We start from the raw sequence: 20,445 nt of genomic DNA, 5'->3' as shown, positions 1-20,445 counted from the left end.
CGCACGGAACGCTACTCATGCCCTCGCGACATCGGTGACCGTACTGGGTTATCCACAGCCGCCGAGAGTGGCCTTGACACCCCAGGGCGCTCAGCCGACCATTGAACCGAACGATCGGTCGGTCGGTTGAGCCGGAGCGGGACAACGTAGGGGGCACACATGACCACGGCAGCCACGGTCGAGGAGGCGGCACCGCACGCCGGTCTCCTCGCCGCTTTCGAGTCGGCACTCGCCGAAGACTCCCGGATCGAGCCGCGCGACTGGATGCCCGACGCGTACCGCGCGACGCTTATCCGCCAAATGGCCCAGCACGCGCATTCCGAGATCATCGGTATGCAGCCCGAGGCCAACTGGATAAGCCGAGCCCCCTCGCTGCGCCGCAAGGCGATCCTGATGGCCAAGGTGCAGGACGAGGCCGGACACGGGCTGTACCTGTACAGCGCCGCGGAAACCCTCGGCGTCAGCCGTGACGAGCTGCTCGACAAGCTGCACGCCGGCCGCCAGCGATACTCGTCGATCTTCAATTACCCCACCTTGACCTGGGCCGATGTCGGAGCGGTCGGCTGGCTGGTGGACGGCGCCGCGATCACCAACCAGGTGCCGCTGTGCCGCTGCTCGTACGGGCCCTACGCCCGGGCCATGGTGCGGATCTGCAAGGAGGAGTCCTTCCACCAGCGGCAGGGGTACGAGCTGCTGCTGGCGCTCAGCCAGGGCACCGAAGCGCAGCACGCCATGGCGCAGGACGCGGTGAACCGCTGGTGGTGGCCGTCGCTGATGATGTTCGGCCCGCCGGACACCGAATCGGGGCACTCCGAGCAGTCCATGGCCTGGAAGATCAAGCGGCATTCCAACGACGAGCTGCGGCAGCGCTTCGTCGACATATGCGTCCCGCAGGCCGAGGTCCTCGGGCTCACCCTCCCAGACCCCGCGCTGCGGTGGAACGAGGAGCGGGGCGCCCATGACTTCGGGGAGATCGACTGGACCGAGTTCCACGAGGTGCTGCGCGGCAACGGGCCGTGCAACGAACAGCGCATAACCCAGCGCCGCACCGCCCACGAGCAGGGCGCCTGGGTCAGGGAAGCGGCCACGGCATACGCGGCCAAGCAGGGAACCGAGCACGGAGAGGTGCGCTGATGACCGCCACTGACTGGCCGCTGTGGGAGGTCTTCGTCCGCAGCCGGCGCGGACTCAGCCACAGCCACGCGGGCAGCCTCCACGCGCCCGACGCGGAGATGGCGCTGCGCAACGCACGCGACCTCTACACCCGGCGGGCGGAAGGCGTGTCGATCTGGGTGGTGCCGTCCACGCAGATCACCGCCTCGTCGCCGGACGAGAAGGACTCGTTCTTCGAGCCGGCCGGGGACAAGCCCTACCGGCACCCGACGTTCTACAAGATCCCGGAAGGGGTGCGGCACCTGTGAACCCGGTACTCGTCGGCACGGCGCTGCCCCTCGGTGACGACGCCCTGGTGCTCGCCCAGCGGCTGGGGGAGTGGGCCGGGCACGCGCCGGTCCTCGAAGAGGACGTCGCGCTCGCCAACATCGCGCTGGACCTGCTGGGCCAGGCCCGGGTGCTGCTCTCCCTCGTCGGCGACGAGGACGAGCTGGCCTTCGGCCGGGAGGAACGCGACTTCCGCAACGTCCAGCTGGTCGAGCAGCCGAACGGCGACTTCGCCCACACCATCGCCCGCCAGCTGTACTTCTCGACGTACCAGGAACTGCTCTACACGGAGCTGGCCCGGGGCGACAGCGAGCTGGCGCCGCTGGCCGCGAAGGCGGTGAAGGAAGTCGCCTACCACCACGACCACGCCCGGCAGTGGACGCTGCGGCTCGGCGACGGCACCGCCGAGAGCCACGCGCGGATGCAGCAGGGTCTGGACGCCCTGTGGCGGTACACCGGCGAACTGTTCCAGCCCGTGGAGGGCCTGGACACCGACCTCGGCGCGCTGCGCGAGCCCTGGCTGGAGCGGGTCTCGGCCGTCGTCCGTCAGGCCACGCTGACGATGCCGGAGGGCCCCGACGTGACGGCCTGGTCGGCGGGCGCCGGCCGGCAGGGCATACACACCGAGGCGTTCGGCCGGATGCTCGCCGAAATGCAGCACCTGCACCGTGCCCACCCGGGTGCGACATGGTGACCCGCGGCGTGGTGGCCGGCGCCGCTGGGGCCGGCGCCGGGACCGAGGAGACGGCGGACGAGGCGTCCGCGGTCACGCCGGAGGGCGTGCTGGAGGAGGAGCTGCTGCGGCTCGCGGGCTCGGTTCCCGACCCCGAGCTGCCGGTGCTCTCGCTCGCCGAGCTGGGTGTGCTGCGCGGTGTGCGGCTGCTCGGCCCCGGCCGGGTCGAGGTGCGGCTGACGCCGACCTACACCGGCTGTCCGGCCATCGACACGATGGTCACCGACATCACCCAGGTCCTGCGCGACCGCGGGATGACCGAGGTGTCCGTCCATACGGTGCTGGCGCCGGCCTGGTCGACCGACGCGATCAGCGCCGAGGGGCGCCGCAAGCTCGCCGAGCACGGCATAGCGCCCCCGCGCCCGCTCGGCGGCGGTGGCCCGGTCCCGGTCGCCCTGTCGGTGCGCTGCCCGCACTGCGGCTCGGTGGACACCACCGTGCTGAGCCGGTTCTCCTCCACCGCGTGCAAGTCCCTGCGCCGTTGCGAGAGCTGCCGCGAACCGTTCGACCACTTCAAGGAGTTGTGAATGTTCCATCCGCTCCGGGTCACCGGGATCGAGCGGCTCACGGACGATTCGGTGACCGTGACGTTCGACGTGCCCGCCCCCCTGCGTGAGACGTACCGCTTCGCGGCGGGCCAGCACCTCGCGGTGCGCCGGTTCGTGGACGGCTCCGAGATCCGCCGGACGTACTCGGTCTGCGACCCGGCTCCCGGCCCCGAGGGCCCGGAGAGCCTGCGGGTCGGCGTGCGGCTGGTCGAGGGCGGCGAGTTCTCGGTGTTCGCCCACAAGGAGCTGGCGGTGGGCGACCTGGTGGACGTCATGCCGCCGACGGGCCGCTTCGTCCTCGACCCGCGCCCGGGCTACTTCGCGGCCGTGGTCGGCGGCAGCGGCATCACCCCGGTGCTCTCCCACATCGCCACCGTCCTCGGGCGGGAGCCCGCGGCCCGTTTCTGCCTGGTGCGCAGCGACCGGAGCGCCGCGTCGACGATGTTCCTGGAGGAGATCGCCGACCTCAAGGACCGCTACCCCGACCGGCTCCAACTGGTGAACGTGCTGTCCCGTGAGGACCAGCAGGCCGGGCTGCCGTCCGGCCGGCTGGACCAGGAGCGGCTGACCGCCCTGCTGCCCGCGCTGCTGCCGGTGGCCGCGGTGGACGGCTGGTACCTGTGCGGTCCCTTCGGGCTGGTGCGGGGGGCCGAGCAGGCGCTGCGCGGACTGGGGGTGGACCGTTCCCGGATCCACCAGGAGATCTTCCACGTGGAGGAGGACGGCCCGGTGACCGGCCCCCGCCCGAACCCCGGCCCCGGTCGGCAGCATGGTCGCCGCGACGCTCGACGGACGCGGGGGGAGCTGGCCGTCCGAGGGCGGTGAATCCGTCCTGGAGACGGTGCTGCGCAACCGGTCGGACGCGCCGTACGCCTGCAAGGGCGGGGTGTGCGGGACCTGCCGGGCCCGGCTGGTGTCGGGCGAGGTGCGGATGGACAGGAACTTCGCGCTGGAGCCGGACGAGACGGACGCCGGGTATGTACTGGCCTGCCAGTCGCACCCGCTCACCGATCGGGTGGAGCTGGACTTCGACGCGTAACGGCGCTCCCCCGCTATTCCCTCTCACTAGAACGTGTTCTACCCTGACGCACTGTCAGGAGACCGTGGCGGTGGGAGGGGTAGCAGTGGACTTCAGCTTCACCGAGGAGCAACTGGCGGCGGTCGAGGCGGCGCGGGCCGTGTTCTCCGGAGTCGCGCCGGATTCGGTCGCCAGCCCCGCACTGACCCACGGGGCCGTCGCCGAGGACTTCGACCGCGCCCTGTGGCGCAAGCTCGCGGAGAGCGATCTGCTCAGCCTCGCCCTGGCCGGGAACTACGGCGGCGCCGGCCTCGACCCGACAGCGCTGTGCCTCGTGCTGCGTGAGGCCGGCAAGGTGCTCGCCCGGGTGCCGCTGCTGGAGACGTACGCCGCCGGACTGGCCGTACAGACCCATGGGTCCGAAGCGCTCCGCGCCCGACTGCTCCCGGCGGCGGGCAGCGGCGGGCTCGTCCTCACCGTCGCCGCCAACGGCCGCACCGGCCACGACGGGGCCGAGCTCGCCGTCCAGGCATGTCAGGGGGGACAGGGGAGCGCGGCAGCGGACACCGGCCCCTGGCTGCTCGACGGGGTGCAGACGGCCGTCCCGTGGGCACAGCAGGCCGACCACGTCCTGGTGCCGGCCCACACGACCGAGGGCCGGCCGGTCATCGCGGTGGTCCCCCGGCAGCACGAGGGGGTCACGCTCGCCGAGCAGATCTCCACCAGCGGTGAGCGGTTCGCCGAGATCACGTTCGACGGCGTACAAATCCCGGCCGACGACGTCATCACCGCGGACGGCGCCTGGGAGTGGCTGCGCAATGTGCTCGCCACCGGCACCTGCGCGCTCGCGCTCGGCCTCGGCGAAGCGGTCCTCGGCATGACCAGCGCCTACGCGAGCAAGCGGGAGCAGTTCGGGCACCCCATCGCGACCTTCCAGGCGGTCGCGGTGCAGTCCGCCGACCGCTACATCGACCTGCGGGCGATGGAGGCCACCCTCTGGCAGGCCGCCTGGCGGCTGAGCACCGGCACCCCGGGCGCACTGCCCCTCACCGGAGACGTCGCGGTCGCGAAGATCTGGGCGTCGGACGGCGTACGGCGGGTCGTCCAGACCGCGCAGCACCTGCACGGCGGCTTCGGCGCGGACACCGACTACGCCCTGCACCGCTACCACGCCTGGGCCAAGCAACTGGAGCTGTCGCTCGGTCCCGCCGCCGCCCACGAGGAGGTCCTGGGCGACCTGATCGCCGCCCACCCGCTCGGCTAGGCCGCGTCGTCACGCCCGACAGCAGCGCCCCGTGACTACAGCACGAAGGCCGGGCCGTCGCCGTCCGTCACGACCGGCCGTCCGGCCGCTTCCCAGCCGAGCATGCCGCCGTCCACGTTCACCGCGTCGACGCCCTGGGCGATCAGGTACTGCGCGACCTGCGCGGATCGTCCCCCGACCCGGCAGATCACATGCACTGTGCCGCCGTCCGGCACCTCCGCGATCCGGCTCACGACCTCCCCCATGGGGATGTGCAGCGCCTGCTGCGCGTGACCGGCCGCCCATTCGTCGTTCTCCCGGACGTCCAGCAGGATGCCGTCGGCGGGAACGCCGGCGGCGTCGACCGCGGGCAGCTGGGAGTTGAACATGGGAAGGGCCTCCTCGGCACAACGGGCTCGGCGCCGCTCAGCCCGGCTCGGGCTCGGTTCGCGACACGACGGACCTGAGAAAACTACCTCAGCCCTCGGCGGGCCGGACCAGCTCCGCGAGCCGCGCCTCGCGCGCCCCCACCTGTTCCAGCAGCTGCTCGGCGATCTCGTTGAGCAGCCCGTCCGGATCGTCGGGGGACAGCTTCATCATCTGCCCGATGGCGCTGCCGTCCAGATCCGTGGCGATCACGGACAGCGCCTCCTTGCGTTCGGCCAGCCACTCCAGCCGGGCGTAGAGCACCTCGGCCTCGGTGGGAAGCTCCTCCTCGAGCACCGGCCCGGCCTCCCACTCCGCCCCCAGCTCGCGCAGCCGGTCCTCGTCGGCGTCGGCGTAGGCCTCGTTGACCCGTGCGATGAAGACGCTGCGACGCTCCTTCTCCGCCTCGTCCTGCGCCAGGTCCGGGTGCGCCTTGCGGGCCAGCTCGCGGTAGAGCCGCTGCGCCTCCTTGCCGGGCCGTACCCGGCGCGGAGGGTTCGGGTCCTCGACCGGCCGGACCCCGTCCGAGCCGAGCATCCCCTCGAAGAGCTCCTCTATGCCCGGCATGGGCATGACGAGGGCGCGCGCCTCCCAGGCCCGCTCGATGTCGGCGCGGTCGCCGCTGTTCGCCGCAACCGCCTCCGCGATCAGGGCGTCCAGCTCGTCCAGCCGGGCATACATCGGGCCGAGCCGCTGGTGATGCAGCCGGGAGAAGTTGTCCACCTCGACCCGGAAGGTCTCCACCGCGATCTCGAACTCGATGAGCGCCTGCTCAGCGGCGCGCACCGCCTTCGCCAACCGCTGGGAGGCCGCTTGATCCACCTGTTCCGCTTCCGGGTTCGTCACCCGCACAGCGTACGGATTCCGGCGGCCCCCCGTCCCGCGGCCCGGTACCGAGGCCACGCCGACGGTCCTAAATGCCGAGTTCCGCCTCGATCTTCCCCGTCCTGATCGCCCCGAGCAGCTCCGCGTGATCGGCCTCCGTGCGGTCCGCGTACGCCACCGCGAAGGAGGTGATCGCCGTGTCGAGCTCCTCGTTCTTGCCGCAGTACCCGGCGATCAGCCGCGGATCCGCGCTGTGCGAGTGCGCCCGCGCCAGCAGCGCCCCCGTCATCCGCGCGTAGTCGTCGATCAGCCCCGCCTCCAATGACGCCGGATCCACGCTCCCCTTCCGGTTGCGGAACTGGCGCACCTGGTAGGGCAGGTCGTTTACGGTCGTCCAGCCCAGCAGGATGTCGCTGACCACCTGCATCCGCTTCTGTCCGAGCACCACCCGTCGACCCTCGTGCGCGTCGTGCGTATCGGACGAGGACGAGGACGAAGCCGAGGACGCCGACGCCGACGCGGCTACCGCGTCCGCACCGGCGAACCCGGCCTTCTCCACGTACGGCCGCAGCGCGGACGCCCGCGCCTCCTTCACCTGCAGCACCAGCGGCTCCCCCAGGTGGTCGAGCAGCAGCACCACGTAGGACCTGGTTCCCACGCTCCCCGTCCCCACCACCCGGAACGCCACGTCGTGCACCGCGTAGCGCGCCAGCAGCGGCAGCAGGTCCTCCGACACCGTCCGCAGATAACCGTCCAGCGCTCCGGCGACCGCCGCCGCCTCCGCGTCCGGCACCCGCCGCAGCACGGGCAGCGCGTCGACGAAGCGCCGTCCGCCGTCCTTCAACGGCTCCGTCGACCGCGCGACGAACTTCCCGCTGGTGTTCTTCCGTGCCTTGGCCGACACCTGGTCCAGCGTGCCCAGCAGATCGCGCGCGTCCGCGTGCGCGACCAGCTCCTCGTGTGCGATGGCGTTCCACGCGTCCAGCACCGGCAGCTTGGCGAGCAGCCGCATGGTGCGCCGGTACGCGCCGACCGCGTCATGGGCCGCCGACCGGCAGACGTCCTCGGACGCGCCCGCCTCCCGCCCGGCGAGCACCAGGGAGGCCGCGAGCCGCTTCACGTCCCATTCCCACGGGCCGATCAGCGTCTCGTCGAAGTCGTTGATGTCCATGACCAGTCCGCCGCGCGCGTCTCCGTAGAGGCCGAAGTTCGCCGCGTGCGCGTCACCGCAGATCTGGGCGCCGACGCCGGTCACCGGTGTGTCGACGAGATCGGCCGCCATCAGCCCGGCGGAGCCGCGCAGGAAGGAGAACGGGCTCGCCGCCATCCGTCCCACGCGCAGGGGTATCAGTGCTTCGATCCGGCCGGAGTTCGACGCCTCCAGCGCCCCCAGCGGGCCGGGCCGGTCCTTGTCGTCCGGCAGCTGGTCGTGTGCCGATCGGGGCACCCGGCCCCGCAGCGCCTTGCCCGCCGTCTTCGCCGTGGCCTCGTGCGGCCAGCGCGCGAAACCCGTGGTCCGCGGCACCCTCAACTCGCTCATGTGCTCTCCCCCCTCAGCGGGCCGGCCCACCGGGGCCACTTACCCCGCGCTGGGGGCAATCTGGCCATTTGGTCGACCTCGCCCGAAGTTTCGTGCTTGCCTTGAGCCGAGACCCTACTCAGCGCCGCACCGCAGGTGCACGACGTTGAACGAGATGACCCGGCTTTCCCAGTCCGCCGATTCGGCCAGAGGCCCGTTCAAGGCTCCGGTCACCGGCGCGGAAGCTCAGACGGAGAGGGACGTGTCCGCCGACTTTTCCTCCGGAAACGGCAGCCGTACCGTAACCGGCACCAGCACCGGCACCGGCACGAAGACCGGTACGAGCACCGAGACCGGCGACGACACCAGGTCCGGTGCCGAAACCAAGGCCGACACCAGCGACGTGGACGGCACCGGCTCTGCGGCAGCGCCTCTGGCGGTCAGCGGCGTGGCAGCGCTCCTGCGGCTCGCTGTCATCTGCGTGGACCCCGACGGCCGCGTCTCCTACTGGAACCGCGGCGCCGAGGAGCTCTTCGGCCACCGCTGGGAGGGCGTTTTCGGTCATCGTGCCTCCGGGTTGCTGACCGCCTCCGGCGCTCCGCACCAGGACACCCTCGACCTGCTGGACGACCTCACACACCCCGCCTGGGCCGGCTCGATCGACACCACCGACCGGGACGGCACCGTTCGCGACGTGCTCTGGTGGACGTACCGGATCATGGAGCCCGCCGGCCGCAGCCTGCTGGCCATCGCCGCCAACGCCAAGCCGTTGCGTACCGGTGCGCTGCGCATCGCCGTCGGCGACCGCCTGCTGCCGTACGCCGCGGAGCAACCGGCGCGCGAGCCCCGCGAGGGCATCGCGGTCTCCGCCCAGCTCGCGCCCGTGCCCGACCTGGCGCACGCCCGACAGCTGACCACCCGCCTGGGCATCGTCCTGCCCCGGGTGAGCACGGGCCGCCTCGAACGGATCATGCGGCAGGTCGTACCGCTCGGCTACCCCGTGCTGCGCGTGGACGGCAGTACGGAACTCCCGGTCCTGCCCAGGGAGTACGAGGCCGACGGCGGAACCCTGCGGCCGACTCGGACCAACCGCCGTGAGCTGCTCCCGGGTCCGCGTTCGGGCTCCGAAGCGTCCGTCGACGCGAGGGCAGCCGTCAACGCCGCCGCGGGCAGGGCGGGCGGGGTACGCATCGGAGCCGACGGCCTGACCGCCGTCCCCTCCGTACCGGTCTTCGCCGCCCCCGCCCCCGGCCATGTGCTCGACGAGCAGCTCGCGTTACTCCGCGAGACCGGCACCAAGGTCGGCAGCACCCTCGATCTCGACACCACCGCACGCGAGTTGTGCGCCGTGACCGTCCCGCGTTTCGCGGACTTCGCAGCGATCCTCATCGTCGACCAGCTGTTCTCCGAGAACGAGCCGCCGAAGGACGACCGCCCGGCCGACACCGTCCTGCTCCGCCGGGTCGCGGTCGCGCTGCACGGGCCCCCGGGCGCGTGGGACAGCGCCGTCCCGGAGGGCGAGTTGATCACCCTCTCCGCCGACGACGTCACCCCCCGCCTCAACGAGCCGATGCTCGTCCCCGTCATCGAGCCGGCGCTCGCCCACGACCTCGCCCACGACCTGGGCGTTCCGGCCCTCGGCCCCTTGCTGCCCGGCCGTTCCCTGGTCGTGGTCCCGCTCACCGCGCGCGGTACGGTCCTCGGCCGGATGTGCTTCCTGCGCCAACCGAACCGGCGCCCGTTCGACGCCAAGGACGCCGCGACCGCGGGCGAGATCGTCACCCGCGGCGCCGTCCACCTCGACAACGCCCGGCTGCACCGCTTCGAGTCCCGCGCCGCCGCGACGCTGCAGCGCAGCATGATGCCGACGCGTCCGCCCAGGATCCCCGGCGTCCGTATCGCGCACCACTACATGCCGGGCGACCGCCAGGCGCAGGTCGGCGGCGACTGGTTCGACGCGATCCAACTCCCCGGCGGCCGGGTCGCGCTCATCGTCGGCGATGTGATGGGGCACGGACTGATCAGCGCGGCCGTCATGGGCCAGTTCCGTACGTCCGTCATCACCATGGCCGCCCTCGACCTGCCGCCGGCGCAGCTGCTGCGACACCTCGACAACCTGGCGCACCGGCTGGGCCCCGAGCACCTCGCCACCTGCGTCTACGCGGTCTACGACCCGATCCACCGCAATCTGACGCTCGCCAACGCCGGCCACATCCCGCCCGTCCTGGCCCGTCATGACGGGGTCAGCGAGCTGTTGCAGATCCCGAAGGGCGCGCCGATCGGCGTCGGCGGTGTGCCGTTCGAGACCGTCGAGATCCCGGTGCCGGACGGCAGCTGGCTGGTGCTGTGCACCGACGGTCTGGTCGAGGTCCGCGGCCAGGGGATAGACGCGGGGCTGGCCGCCCTGTGTGCCAACGTCATCGAGCCGCAGCAGACCCCGGAGGACGTGTGCGCGCAGATCCTCAGCCGGCTGCACTCCGAGGACCGGCGGGACGACGTCGCCCTGCTCGTCGCCCGGTTCGAGGGCATCGCCTCCGAGGACGTCGCGCAGTGGAAGCTGGGCATGGATGTCGCGGAGGTCCGCACCGCGCGGGAGCTCACCCGGCGGCAGCTCGGCATCTGGGGTCTCGAACGGCTGTCGGACGTCACGGAACTGCTGGTCAGCGAGCTGGTCACCAATGCCCTGCGGGCGGCGTCGCGTGACGTCCAGCTGCGCCTGATGAACGTCGGCAAGCTCCTGGTCGAGGTCAGCGACGACGACCACAACCTGCCGCAGTTGCGGCGGGCCGACGCGGACGACGAGGAAGGGCGCGGCCTCGCCCTCGTTTCGCACCTGTCACGCCGCTGGGGGACGAGCCGCAAGGCGGTCGGCAAGGTCGTCTGGTTCGAACTCCCGCTACCGGGTCAGGACTCCAGCTGACCCCTCGGCCCTCGCCCGGCTCTGCCGGGAGGGTCAGCAGATCCCGGGTTGCTGCTCCGGGGACGGGCTCGAGTGTTCGCCCGCGCACGGCCCGTCCAGCAAGCCTGCCTCGTCGATGCCGCCCAACAGGTATGTCTCGGCCCACAGGCCCAGCTCGTTGAGGGCCGGGCCGAGGCCCAGGCCGGCTTCGGTGAGCCGGTAGGTCACGCGCAGCGGCGGGCCCTCGTCGACCTCCCGGACGACCAGCCCGGCGTCCACCAGCTCGCTCAGCCGGTCGGAGAGCATGCGCTCGCTGATCTTGGGGAGGGATCGCCGCAGATCGGAGTAGTACGCCGCGCGCTGGGTGAGGACGGCCACGATCAGCCCGGTCCACCGTTTCCCCAGCAGTTCGAAGACGCGTGTGAGCGCGACGTCGACGCCCGTACACGCCCGCTCTCCTGTCTCCGCCCGCGCCTGCTCTCCCCGTTGCATGGGTACAGCCTACTGCCGCCCCTCTTGCTACTGCAGAAAAGTAAGCTACGGTGTTATCAATAGCTACGCACGAAAGAGCGCCACGTCTCTCCACGCGGCGCGGCGCTCACACCGTCTTCCGAAAGTGGAGGCATTTCCATGCCCACCCTGCTGCACATCGACTCCTCCGCCTTCCACGAGGGCTCCGTCTCACGGGAGGTCGGCGCGACCTTCCGCAAGGAATGGGAGGCCCAGCACCCGGACGGCACCGTGCTCTACCGCGACCTGGCGGCCGATCCGATCCCCCATCTGACCGCCGACGCCATCACCGCGTCCTTCGTCCCGGCGGCCGACCACACCCCCGAGCAGCGGGCCGCCCACGCGCTGCGCGAGACGCTCGCCGGGGAGCTGGAGCAGGCCGACGCGGTGCTGATCGGCACCCCGATGTACAACTTCACGATCCCCTCCAGCCTCAAGGCGTGGCTGGACCAGGTCATCATCATCGGCCGCACCGCCGGCGAGGGTTCCTCGGTGGCCGGCACCCCGGTCACGGTCGTGACCGCCCGCGGCGGCTCGTACGCAGCGGGGACCCCGAGGGAGAGCTTCGAGTTCGCCTCGAACTACCTGGAGAAGGTCCTCACCGGCATGCTCGGTGTCGAAGTCGACTTCATCGTGCCCGAGCTGACGCTCGCCCACGTCAAGCCGGAGATGGCGGACCTGCGGGACCTGGCCGACGCGTCCCGCGCCCGCGCCCACGAGGAAGCGGTCGCCAAGGCCAAGGCCCTGGCCGGCCGGGTCGCGGCCTGAGGCTACGCCTCCAGGTCGACTACGACGCTTTACGTCGCCTCGGTGGCCCCGCCCGATTCCGGGCGGGGCCATTCGCGTCCCTCCAGCGTCTCGATACTGCGGTTGAACCGGGCGAGAACGTTCTCGAACTGCTCGATCTCCCGGGGCGTCCAGGCCGCGAGCACCCGGCCCAGGCCTTCCAGATGAGCGGTCCGGTCCACCGCGAGGCGGTCCTTGCCCTCGCCGGTGATCCGCAGTTTCCGGGCCATTCCGCCGTCCGGATCGGCGACGCGCTCCGCCAGCCCGGCCCGCAGCAGCGCGGCCGTCTGCCGGTTGACGGTCGAGGCGTCGAGGCCGAACGCCTCCGCGAGCTGCCCGATGGACATCGCGCCGTCCGCCTCGATCCTGGTCAGCAGCAGGTAGGCGGACTTCTCCAGCCGCCCGCCCGGCGGGTCCCGGCGGGCCATCACCTGGTGCCGGGCGACAAGCATCAACTCCCGTTCGAGTCGCTCCAGCACACTGCCTCCTATGTCACCGCGTCCTGCGCGCCGCGCGTACTCCCAAGGTACGCAATGTGCACGATACACATCATGTGTATCGTGCACATCAACAACTTCACCCGGAGGCGGTACACGTGCCCGAAATATCCGATCCAGCGGCTCGCGACCGGGGCGGCTCCATCGTCGTGGTGCTCGCGTTCGCGGGCATCGTCGTGGCGGTCATGCAGACCCTCGTGGTCCCCCTGATCCCCGAACTCCCCTCACTGCTGCACGCTTCCGCCTCCGACGCCTCATGGGTGATCACGGCCACCCTGCTGGCCGGCGCGGTCGCCACCCCCGTGATGGGCCGACTCGGCGACATGTACGGCAAGCGGCGCATCCTGCTGGTCAGCCTCGGCCTGCTGATCATCGGCTCGCTGATCTGCGCTTTCTCCACCTCGCTGCTCCCGATGGTGATCGGGCGGGCCTTCCAGGGCGGTGCGATGGGCGTCATCCCGCTCGGCATCAGCATCATGCGTGACGAGCTGGCCAAGGAGCGGATGGGCTCGGCGATGGCCCTGATGAGCTCCTCGCTCGGCATCGGCGGGGCGCTCGGCATGCCGGGTGCCGCGGTGATCGCGCAGCACTTCGACTGGCACTCCCTGTTCCTGTGCTCCGCCGGGCTCGGGGTCGCCGCCGCCGCGCTCATCTTCTTCCTGGTCCCCGAGTCGCCGGTGCGCACCCCCGCGCGCTTCGACTTCCCCGGCGCCGTCGGGCTCTCGGCCGGCCTGGTCTGCCTGCTGCTGGCCGTGTCCAAGGGCGGTGACTGGGGCTGGGGCAGCGGCACCACCCTCGGACTGCTCGCCGCGTCCGTCCTGATCCTGCTCGGGTGGGGCACCTTCGAGCTGCGGACGACCGCGCCCCTGGTGGATCTGCGGACCACCGCCCGCCCCCAGGTGCTGCTCACCAACCTCGCGTCGGTCCTGGTCGGGTTCGCCCTCTTCGCGATGTCGATCGTGCTTCCGCAGCTCCTGCAGTTGCCCGAGGCGACCGGTTACGGGCTCGGCCAGTCGATGGTCGCGGCCGGGCTGTGCCTGGCCCCCGGCGGGCTGGTGATGATCGTGGTCTCGCCGCTGTCCGCGCGGCTCTCGGCCGCCCGCGGCCCGAAAACCTCGCTGATGCTGGGCGTGACGGTCGTGGCCGCCGGTTACGCCATGGGGCTGTTCCTGATGGACGCGGTCTGGGAGGTGGTCCTGATCTCGGCGGTCATCGGCACCGGCATCGCGCTCGCCTACGCGGCCATGCCCGCGCTGATCATGGGCGCCGTACCGCTGTCGGAGACAGCTGCGGCCAATGGCCTCAACACCCTGATGCGGTCCATCGGCACCTCGGTCTCCAGTGCGGTCATCGGCGTGGTGCTCGCCCACATGACGCAGCCGTTCGGGGGCGTGCCGCTGCCCACGCTGAACGCTTTCCGGGCCGCGTTCGCGATCGCGTGCGGGGCCGGCCTCGCCGCCCTGCTGATCGCGGCCTTCATTCCGGCCCGCCACACCCGGCCGCAGGTCGCGGCTTCCGGGCCGGCCGCCGTCAACGCGCCCGCCGACCAGCCCGCGTGACGGGTCCACCGCGAACGCGGAAGGGCCGCGCGACAGTCGTCGCGCGGCCCTTCGCTGTCGCGACGCAGGTCAGAGGTTGACGCCGAAGTCCTGCGCGATGCCGCGCAGCCCCGAGGCGTAACCCTGGCCGACGGCACGGAACTTCCACTCCGCGCCGTTGCGGTACAGCTCGCCGAAGACCATCGCGGTCTCGGTCGAGGCGTCCTCGGTGAGGTCGTAGCGGGCCAGTTCGTTGTTGTCCGCCTGGTTCACCACACGGATGAACGCGTTGCGGACCTGGCCGAAGCTCTGCTGACGGCTCTCGCCCTCATAGATCGAGACCGGGAACACGATCTTGTCGACCTCGGGCGGAACGGTCGCGAGGCTCACCTTGACGGCCTCATCGTCGCCCTCGCCCTCACCGGTGAGGTTGTCACCGGTGTGCTCGACCGAGCCATCCGGGCTCTTGAGGTTGTTGAAGAAGATGAAGTGCTTGTCCGAGACGACCTTGCCGGTCGTGTCGACCAGCAGCGCGCTCGCGTCCAGGTCGAAGTCCGTGCCGGTCGTCGTGCGCACGTCCCAGCCCAGGCCGACGGTGACCGCCGTCAGACCGGGGGCCTCCTTCGTCAGCGAGACATTGCCGCCCTTGGAGAGACTGACACCCATGATGGACTCCCTGCTCAATCCGGCGCGGGCCGCGCCGCTTGACGATTCCTTTGCCCAATAGCTCCAACGGAAACCACCCTGCCCCGGTTCCCGTCGGCCTGCCACCCTTGCGCGGCTGGACGGCACCGGCCGCTCCGCCACTCGGCCGACCGACGACGGGAACCCGACCGCGCGGCCGGCAACGGCTCAGCGCGGGCGGCCGACGACCTGGTCCGCGGCCCAGTGGGCCCACTCCTCCTGCATGGCGGTGAAGCGCAGCCCGTACTCCAGGGCCAGCCGGCCGTAGACGGAGGGCTGGTCGTCCCCCCAGTGCACCGCCGCCTCGAGCTCCTTCAGGGAGGCGCGGTGATCGGCCGCGCGGGTGGCCTCGTTCCCGAGGTACGCGCACGCCTCCACCGGAGTGAGGACGCCGAGGAAGAAGACCCGCAGCAACGTCTCGCTGCGGCGTACGCGTTCGGGCTCCGTCTCGGTGAGCCAGCGGCGCAGCTCGGCGAGGCCTTCGTCGGTGAGGGCGTACTCCTTGCGGCCGCGCGGTCCTTCCGCGGCCACTTCCAGCAGGCCCGTATCGGCGAGACGGCCCAGCTCGCCGTAGACCTGGCTCTGGGTCGCGGGCCAGACATTGGCGAGGGAGGTCTCGAACAGCTTCATCAGGTCGTAGCCACTGGCCGGACGTTCGACCAGGAGGCCCAGGAGTGCGTGGCGGAGGCTCATACGTTCCATCCTTACATTCCACTCTTGACACGTCAACGCTGGACGTTCTACTTTTGACACGTCGGAAATGGAACGCCGGACACCCGGACCACTGGAAGGCCTGTCATGAACTACCTGCGCGGCTTCATCCCCTGGATCGCCTTCGCCGCCGTCTCCGCGGCCGGTTGGCAGTGGGGGGCCCTCACGGGTCTCGTTCTCGGCATCTGGCTGCTGATCCAGGACCGCAAGGCCGGCGTCGCCGCCGATTCCCAGATTCTGGAGTTCAGCACCATCGCCTTCTTCGCGGTCCTGACCGTGGTCGCCTTCGCCAATCCGGACTCCGGCCTGGAGGACTACAGCGGCGCGCTGTCGCTCGGCTGGCTGGCCGTCACCGCCTGGGCGACCCTCGCCGTCCGCCGCCCCTTCACCATCGGCATCGCGAAGCGCCAGGCGCCGCCCGAGGTCTGGAACAGCCCGGTCTTCCGCCGCATCAACGTGGTGATCACCGCTGTCTGGGCCGCGGCCTTCACCGTCACCGCCGCCGTGCTGGTCCCCGTCTACCACGCGGACCTGGGCAGCGGCGTCTCGATCCCGATCCAGGTCGCCGGCTTCGTGCTCCCCGCGCTCTTCACCGCCCGCTACCCGGACCGCGTCCGCGCCCGCCTCTCCGCGCCCGGCGCGCAGGAAGGCTGATCCCGCATGTCCCAGCAGTCCGCCGCCCCGCACCTGGCGGGCAACTTCGCCCCGGTCGCGGAGGAGCTCACCGCCTACGACCTGCCGGTCACCGGATCGATCCCGCCCGAGCTGACCGGCTGGTACCTGCGCAACGGCCCCAACCCGCAGGACGCCGCCTCCCCGCACTGGTTCTTCGGCGCCGGAATGGTGCACGGCGTCCGCCTGGAGGGCGGCCGCGCCACCTCGTACCGCAACCGCTGGGTCCGCACCTCGACCTTCACCCGCGGCGCCCGGATCTACGACGACCAGGGCAATCTCGACCTGACAGCCGGCCCCGCCAACACCCACGTCGTCCGGCACGCGGGCCGCACCCTCGCCCTCGTCGAGGCCTCGTTCCCGTACGAGATCGACTGCCGTCCCGGCCATGAGCTGGAGACCGTGGGCCCGCACGATTTCGGCGGCCGGCTCGACACCCCGATGACCGCCCACCCCAAGACCTGCCCGACCACCGGGGAGCTGCACTTCTTCGGGTACGGCGGCCTCACCGCGCCGTACCTCACCTACCACCGGGCCGATGCCTCCGGCGAGCTGGTCGTCAGCCGCCCGGTGGACGTGCCGGCGCACACGATGATGCACGACTTCCACCTCACCGCCTCGCACGTGGTGTTCATGGACCTGCCCGTCGTCTTCAACATCCAGGAGGCCACCCGCCCCGGCGGCGGCATGCCGTACCAGTGGGACCCCGCGTACGGCGCCCGGCTCGGCGTGCTGCGGCGGGACGATCCCTACGGCGCCGTCCGCTGGCTGCCGATCGACCCCTGCTACGTCTTCCACGGCCTCAACGCGTACGACGAGGACGACGGCGACCGGATCGTCCTGCACGTCACGCGCTATCCGCACCACTACGCACCGGACCTGGCCCACCAGCCCGCCACCTTGTGGCGCTGGACGCTGGACCTCGTGACGGGCACCGTCGCCGAGGAGCAGATCGACGACCGGCCGTGCGAGTTCCCCCGGATCGACGACCGGCTCGCCGGTCTGCAGGCCCGGTTCGGCCACACCACCACCGCCGAGGGCCTGGGACGTGGACCGGTGGCCGGCGCCCTGCTCCGCTACGACCTGCGGACCGGCGGCGTCACCAGCCATGAGTTCGCCCCCGGCCGCACCCCCGGCGAAGCCGCCTTCGCCCCGGCCGACGATGTCGCGGGCGGCCCCGGCTGGCTGCTCACCTACGTGTACGACGCCGGCACCGACACCAGCGACCTGGTCGTCCTGGACGCCGAGCACCTCGCCGCACCGCCGGTCGCGACCATCCACCTGCCCCAGCGGGTGCCCTACGGATTCCACGGCAACTGGCTCGCCGACCAGTGAGCGGCGCGTGCCCCGGGCCCGACTCTTGTTGAAGAACTGAATCACTGCTTCACTTCTACGTATGCCCTATCGCAGGACCCCCACCATCCAGGCGCGCCTCGACGCCCAGCGTGACGCCGTGCTCCAAGGAGCGGTGGAGCTGCTCGCCGAACGCGGATACGCCGCCTGCTCGGTGGCCGCGGTCGCCGAACGGGCCGGTATCGCGGCCGGCAGCGTGTACCGCTCCTTCCCCAGCAAGGCCGAGCTCGTCGCGGAGCTGTTCCGCGTGGTCTGCGGCCGGGAGGTCGAAGCCGTGCGGGCCGCCGCCCACCGGCCCGCGGACCCGCACGACCGGGTCGCCGCCGTCGTGGAGACCTTCGCGGGGCGGGCGCTGAAGTCACCGCGCCTGGCCTACGCCCTGCTCGCCGAGCCGGTCGACGCCGCCGTCGACGCCGAGCGCCTCGTCTTCCGCCGCGCGTTCCGCGATGTGATCGCGGAACAGATCGCCACCGGCGTCGCCTCCGGACGGTTGCCGGCCCAGGACCCCAACCTCACCGCCGCCGCCCTGGTGGGAGCCGTCGGCGAAGCCCTCGTCGGGCCCCTCGCGGACGGCGGCGCACCCGACGACCTGATCCCCGCCCTGGTCTCCTTCGCCCTACGCGCTCTGGGAGGACGCAATGCCGCAGACTCATGAGGTCACCAACCAAGCACCGCCCCTGACCGGCCACGACGTCGCCGCCGACCCCGCCCTCATCGAGGGCCTGCACCGTCAGGGGGCCGGCTGGTCCGAGGACTCGCTGCACGCCCTGGGCACGCTCGCGGGCACCGAACGCGTCCAGGAACTGGGCCGGTCGGCCAACGAGAACGAACCGGTGCTGCGCACCCACGACCGGTTCGGCAACCGCATCGACGAGGTCGAGTTCCACCCCGCCTGGCACGAACTGATGGACACCGCCGTCAGCAACGGCCTGCACGCGGCGCCCTGGCGCGACCACCGCCCCGGCGCCCACGTCGCCCGTGCCGCACAGCTCTACGTGTGGGGCCAGGTCGAGCCGGGCCACATCTGCCCGATCTCCATGACGTACGCCGCCATTCCCGCCCTACGCGCCAACCCCGCGCTCGCCGCCGCGTACGAGCCGCTGCTCGCCGCCCGCGAGTACGACTACGGGCTGCGCGCCCCGGCCGGCAAGCGGGGCCTCATCGCCGGCATGTCGATGACCGAGAAGCAGGGCGGCTCCGACGTCCGCACCAACACCACCCGGGCCGTCCCGGTCGGCGGCGAGGAGGGCACCTACGCGCTGACCGGTCACAAGTGGTTCACGTCCGCGCCCATGTCGGACCTGTTCCTGACCCTCGCACAGGCCCCCGGCGGCCTCTCCTGCTTCCTGCTGCCTCGGGTCCTGCCCGATGGCACCCGCAACCGCATCCACCTGCAGCGCCTCAAGGACAAGCTCGGCAACCGTTCCAACGCCTCCGCCGAGATCGAGTACGAGGGCGCCGTCGGCTACCTCGTCGGTGAGGAGGGCCGCGGGGTCAGGACCATCATCGACATGGTCAACCTGACCCGCCTGGACTGCGTCCTGGGCGCCGCCACCGGCATGCGCGCCGGGCTGATCCGGGCCGTCCACCACACCGCGCACCGCACGGCCTTCGGCGCACCGCTCATCGACCAACCGCTGATGCGCAACGTCCTGTCGGACCTCGCCGTCGAGTCCGAGGCCGCCACCACCGTCGCGATCCGGCTGGCCGGCGCCACCGACCGCGCGGCGCGCGGTGACGCCGCCGAGGAGTCCTTCCGGCGGCTGGCGCTCGCCGTCACCAAGTACTGGGTGTGCAAACGCGGTCCCGCGCACGCCGCGGAAGCCCTCGAATGCCTCGGCGGCAACGGCTACATCGAGGAGTCGGGCATGCCCCGCCTCTACCGCGAGGCTCCGCTGATGTCGATCTGGGAAGGCTCGGGCAACGTCTCCGCGCTCGACGCGCTGCGCGCGATGGCCCGTCAGCCCGACTCCGTCGAGGCGTTCTTCGCGGAGATCGACCTGGCGGCGGGCGCCGACCGGCGCCTGGACGCGTCCGTGGCGGAGCTCAAGAAGGAGCTCGGCGACCCCGCCGACCTGGAATTCCGCACCCGCCGCATCGTGGAGTCGATGGCGCTGGTCCTGCAGGGCTCGCTGCTCGTCCAGTACGGCAGCCCGTCGGCCGACGCGTTCTGCGCCTCCCGGCTCGGCGGCGACCACGGCCGCGCCTTCGGCACCCTTCCCGCGGGCACCGACACCGCACCCCTCATCGACCGCGCCCGCCACGCCGTATGACCGTCCACGTCGAGCGAGACGGCCCCGTCACCACCGTCGTGCTGAACCGCCCCGAGGCACGCAACGCCGTGGACGGCCCCACCGCCGCCGCCCTCACCGCGGCCTTCCGGGACTTCGACGCCGACCCCGACGCGGCTGTCGCCGTCCTGTGGGGCCGCGGCGGCACCTTCTGCGCCGGGGCGGACCTCAAGGCCGTCGGCACCGACCGCGGCAACCGGGTCGCCGAGGACGGCGACGGCCCGATGGGCCCCACCCGGCTGCGGCTGTCCAAGCCCGTCATCGCCGCGATCAGCGGCCACGCCGTCGCGGGCGGCCTGGAACTCGCCCTCTGGTGCGACCTGCGGGTCGCCGAGGAGGACGCCGTCCTGGGCGTCTTCTGCCGCCGCTGGGGCGTTCCGCTGATCGACGGCGGCACCGTACGGCTGCCCCGCCTCATCGGCGAGAGCCGGGCGATGGACCTGATCCTGACCGGCCGCCCGGTCCCCGCCGCCGAAGCCCACACCATCGGCCTCGTCAACCGCCTGGTACCCCCGGGCGAAGCCCTCCGCGCCGCCCGGGAGCTTGCCGCCGACATCGCCCGCTACCCCGCTGCCTGCATGCGCGCCGACCGAGAGTCCACCCGCACCCAGGCGGGCCGCACCGAGCCCGAGGCCCTCCGCCGGGAACTCCACAACGCCACCGCCGCCCTCGCCGAAGTGGCCGAAGGCGCCCGCCGCTTCACCTCGGGCCTGGGCCGCCACGGCGACTTCACCACCATCTGACGCACCCGG

General features: G+C 71.8%; 20 protein-coding genes and 1 pseudogene. 14 read left to right on the top strand and 7 right to left on the bottom strand.

Features of this window, described 5'->3' with window-relative positions; all coding sequences use genetic code 11:
- Positions 1-159 precede the first annotated feature (159 nt).
- From paaA to M2266_RS18380, 6 genes and pseudogenes are all read left to right on the top strand, one after another.
- Positions 160-1,134 (top strand): 1,2-phenylacetyl-CoA epoxidase subunit PaaA, encoded by a 975-nt coding sequence (paaA, locus tag M2266_RS18405; protein WP_277439170.1) that lies wholly within the window; start codon positions 160-162, stop codon positions 1,132-1,134.
- Positions 1,134-1,421: a 1,2-phenylacetyl-CoA epoxidase subunit PaaB gene (gene paaB, locus M2266_RS18400; protein ID WP_277439169.1), complete on the top strand. Its 288-nt coding sequence runs from the start codon at positions 1,134-1,136 to the stop codon at positions 1,419-1,421. The genes paaA and paaB overlap by 1 nt, the downstream gene beginning before the upstream one ends.
- Positions 1,418-2,134 carry a 1,2-phenylacetyl-CoA epoxidase subunit PaaC gene (gene paaC, locus M2266_RS18395; protein ID WP_277439168.1) on the top strand — a complete coding sequence of 239 codons (717 nt, stop codon included), beginning with the start codon at positions 1,418-1,420 and terminating at the stop codon, positions 2,132-2,134. Before paaB ends, paaC begins: the two co-directional genes overlap by 4 nt.
- Positions 2,128-2,700 carry a 1,2-phenylacetyl-CoA epoxidase subunit PaaD gene (paaD, locus tag M2266_RS18390; protein ID WP_277439167.1) on the top strand — a complete coding sequence of 191 codons (573 nt, stop codon included), beginning with the start codon at positions 2,128-2,130 and terminating at the stop codon, positions 2,698-2,700. The genes paaC and paaD overlap by 7 nt, the downstream gene beginning before the upstream one ends.
- A pseudogene (locus tag M2266_RS18385) lies at positions 2,701-3,760 on the top strand (2Fe-2S iron-sulfur cluster-binding protein). It abuts the gene before it with no gap.
- 85 nt (positions 3,761-3,845) lie between these two features.
- Positions 3,846-5,003 (top strand): acyl-CoA dehydrogenase family protein, encoded by a 1,158-nt coding sequence (locus M2266_RS18380; protein ID WP_277441253.1) that lies wholly within the window; start codon positions 3,846-3,848, stop codon positions 5,001-5,003.
- Positions 5,004-5,038: 35 nt separating this feature from the next.
- Here M2266_RS18380 and M2266_RS18375 read toward each other — a convergent pair whose 3' ends face one another.
- From M2266_RS18375 to M2266_RS18365, 3 genes are all read right to left on the bottom strand, one after another.
- On the bottom strand, positions 5,039-5,371 hold the full coding sequence (locus tag M2266_RS18375) for a rhodanese-like domain-containing protein (protein WP_277439166.1): 333 nt from the start codon (positions 5,369-5,371) through the stop codon (positions 5,039-5,041).
- 88 nt (positions 5,372-5,459) lie between these two features.
- Entirely contained in the window at positions 5,460-6,254 is a 795-nt protein-coding gene (locus M2266_RS18370) for a hypothetical protein (RefSeq protein ID WP_277439165.1), read from the bottom strand.
- A gap of 67 nt (positions 6,255-6,321) precedes the next feature.
- Positions 6,322-7,773 carry a DUF2252 domain-containing protein gene (locus M2266_RS18365; RefSeq protein ID WP_277439164.1) on the bottom strand — a complete coding sequence of 484 codons (1,452 nt, stop codon included), beginning with the start codon at positions 7,771-7,773 and terminating at the stop codon, positions 6,322-6,324.
- Between the two features lie 241 nt (positions 7,774-8,014).
- Between M2266_RS18365 and M2266_RS18360 the strand changes: the two genes are divergently transcribed.
- Entirely contained in the window at positions 8,015-10,672 is a 2,658-nt protein-coding gene (locus M2266_RS18360) for a SpoIIE family protein phosphatase (protein ID WP_277439163.1), read from the top strand.
- A 33-nt stretch (positions 10,673-10,705) separates the two neighbouring features.
- On the opposite strand, the gene M2266_RS18355 is transcribed toward M2266_RS18360, so the two are convergent.
- Positions 10,706-11,143: a helix-turn-helix domain-containing protein gene (locus tag M2266_RS18355; protein WP_277439162.1), complete on the bottom strand. Its 438-nt coding sequence runs from the start codon at positions 11,141-11,143 to the stop codon at positions 10,706-10,708.
- 138 nt (positions 11,144-11,281) lie between these two features.
- On the opposite strand from M2266_RS18355, the gene M2266_RS18350 reads away from it, so the two are divergent.
- Entirely contained in the window at positions 11,282-11,929 is a 648-nt protein-coding gene (locus M2266_RS18350; RefSeq protein WP_277439161.1) for an NAD(P)H-dependent oxidoreductase, read from the top strand.
- A gap of 29 nt (positions 11,930-11,958) precedes the next feature.
- Here M2266_RS18350 and M2266_RS18345 read toward each other — a convergent pair whose 3' ends face one another.
- Positions 11,959-12,399 (bottom strand): MarR family transcriptional regulator, encoded by a 441-nt coding sequence (locus tag M2266_RS18345; protein WP_277441252.1) that lies wholly within the window; start codon positions 12,397-12,399, stop codon positions 11,959-11,961.
- 143 nt (positions 12,400-12,542) lie between these two features.
- Here M2266_RS18345 and M2266_RS18340 point away from each other — a divergent pair, with 143 nt between their 5' ends.
- Complete coding sequence (locus tag M2266_RS18340; RefSeq protein WP_277439160.1) at positions 12,543-14,003, top strand: MFS transporter; 1,461 nt, start codon at positions 12,543-12,545, stop codon at positions 14,001-14,003.
- Between the two features lie 69 nt (positions 14,004-14,072).
- Here the strand turns inward: M2266_RS18340 and M2266_RS18335 are convergent, their stop codons facing one another.
- Both M2266_RS18335 and M2266_RS18330 read right to left on the bottom strand, forming a co-directional pair.
- Positions 14,073-14,648 (bottom strand): TerD family protein, encoded by a 576-nt coding sequence (locus M2266_RS18335; protein WP_138351212.1) that lies wholly within the window; start codon positions 14,646-14,648, stop codon positions 14,073-14,075.
- A gap of 186 nt (positions 14,649-14,834) precedes the next feature.
- Positions 14,835-15,359, bottom strand: coding sequence for a PadR family transcriptional regulator (locus tag M2266_RS18330; RefSeq protein ID WP_277439159.1), 525 nt, complete (start codon positions 15,357-15,359; stop codon positions 14,835-14,837).
- A gap of 105 nt (positions 15,360-15,464) precedes the next feature.
- Between M2266_RS18330 and M2266_RS18325 the strand changes: the two genes are divergently transcribed.
- The 5 genes from M2266_RS18325 to M2266_RS18305 all read left to right on the top strand — a co-directional run bounded on the left by M2266_RS18325 (position 15,465) and on the right by M2266_RS18305 (position 20,436).
- Positions 15,465-16,031, top strand: coding sequence for a hypothetical protein (locus tag M2266_RS18325; protein WP_277439158.1), 567 nt, complete (start codon positions 15,465-15,467; stop codon positions 16,029-16,031).
- Positions 16,032-16,037: 6 nt separating this feature from the next.
- Positions 16,038-17,384 (top strand): carotenoid oxygenase family protein, encoded by a 1,347-nt coding sequence (locus M2266_RS18320; protein ID WP_277439157.1) that lies wholly within the window; start codon positions 16,038-16,040, stop codon positions 17,382-17,384.
- A gap of 61 nt (positions 17,385-17,445) precedes the next feature.
- Positions 17,446-18,057, top strand: coding sequence for a TetR/AcrR family transcriptional regulator (locus tag M2266_RS18315; RefSeq protein WP_277439156.1), 612 nt, complete (start codon positions 17,446-17,448; stop codon positions 18,055-18,057).
- Positions 18,041-19,675: an acyl-CoA dehydrogenase family protein gene (locus tag M2266_RS18310; RefSeq protein WP_277439155.1), complete on the top strand. Its 1,635-nt coding sequence runs from the start codon at positions 18,041-18,043 to the stop codon at positions 19,673-19,675. The genes M2266_RS18315 and M2266_RS18310 overlap by 17 nt, the downstream gene beginning before the upstream one ends.
- A complete protein-coding gene (locus M2266_RS18305) occupies positions 19,672-20,436 on the top strand; it encodes a crotonase/enoyl-CoA hydratase family protein (protein ID WP_277439154.1) in 765 nt (254 codons plus the stop codon). The genes M2266_RS18310 and M2266_RS18305 overlap by 4 nt, the downstream gene beginning before the upstream one ends.
- Positions 20,437-20,445: the final 9 nt, after the last annotated feature.

It is taken from the genome of Streptomyces sp. SPB162 (assembly GCF_029504575.1).
Classification (GTDB): Bacteria; Actinomycetota; Actinomycetes; order Streptomycetales; family Streptomycetaceae; genus Actinacidiphila.
This window is presented reverse-complemented; position numbering and strand designations above follow the sequence as displayed.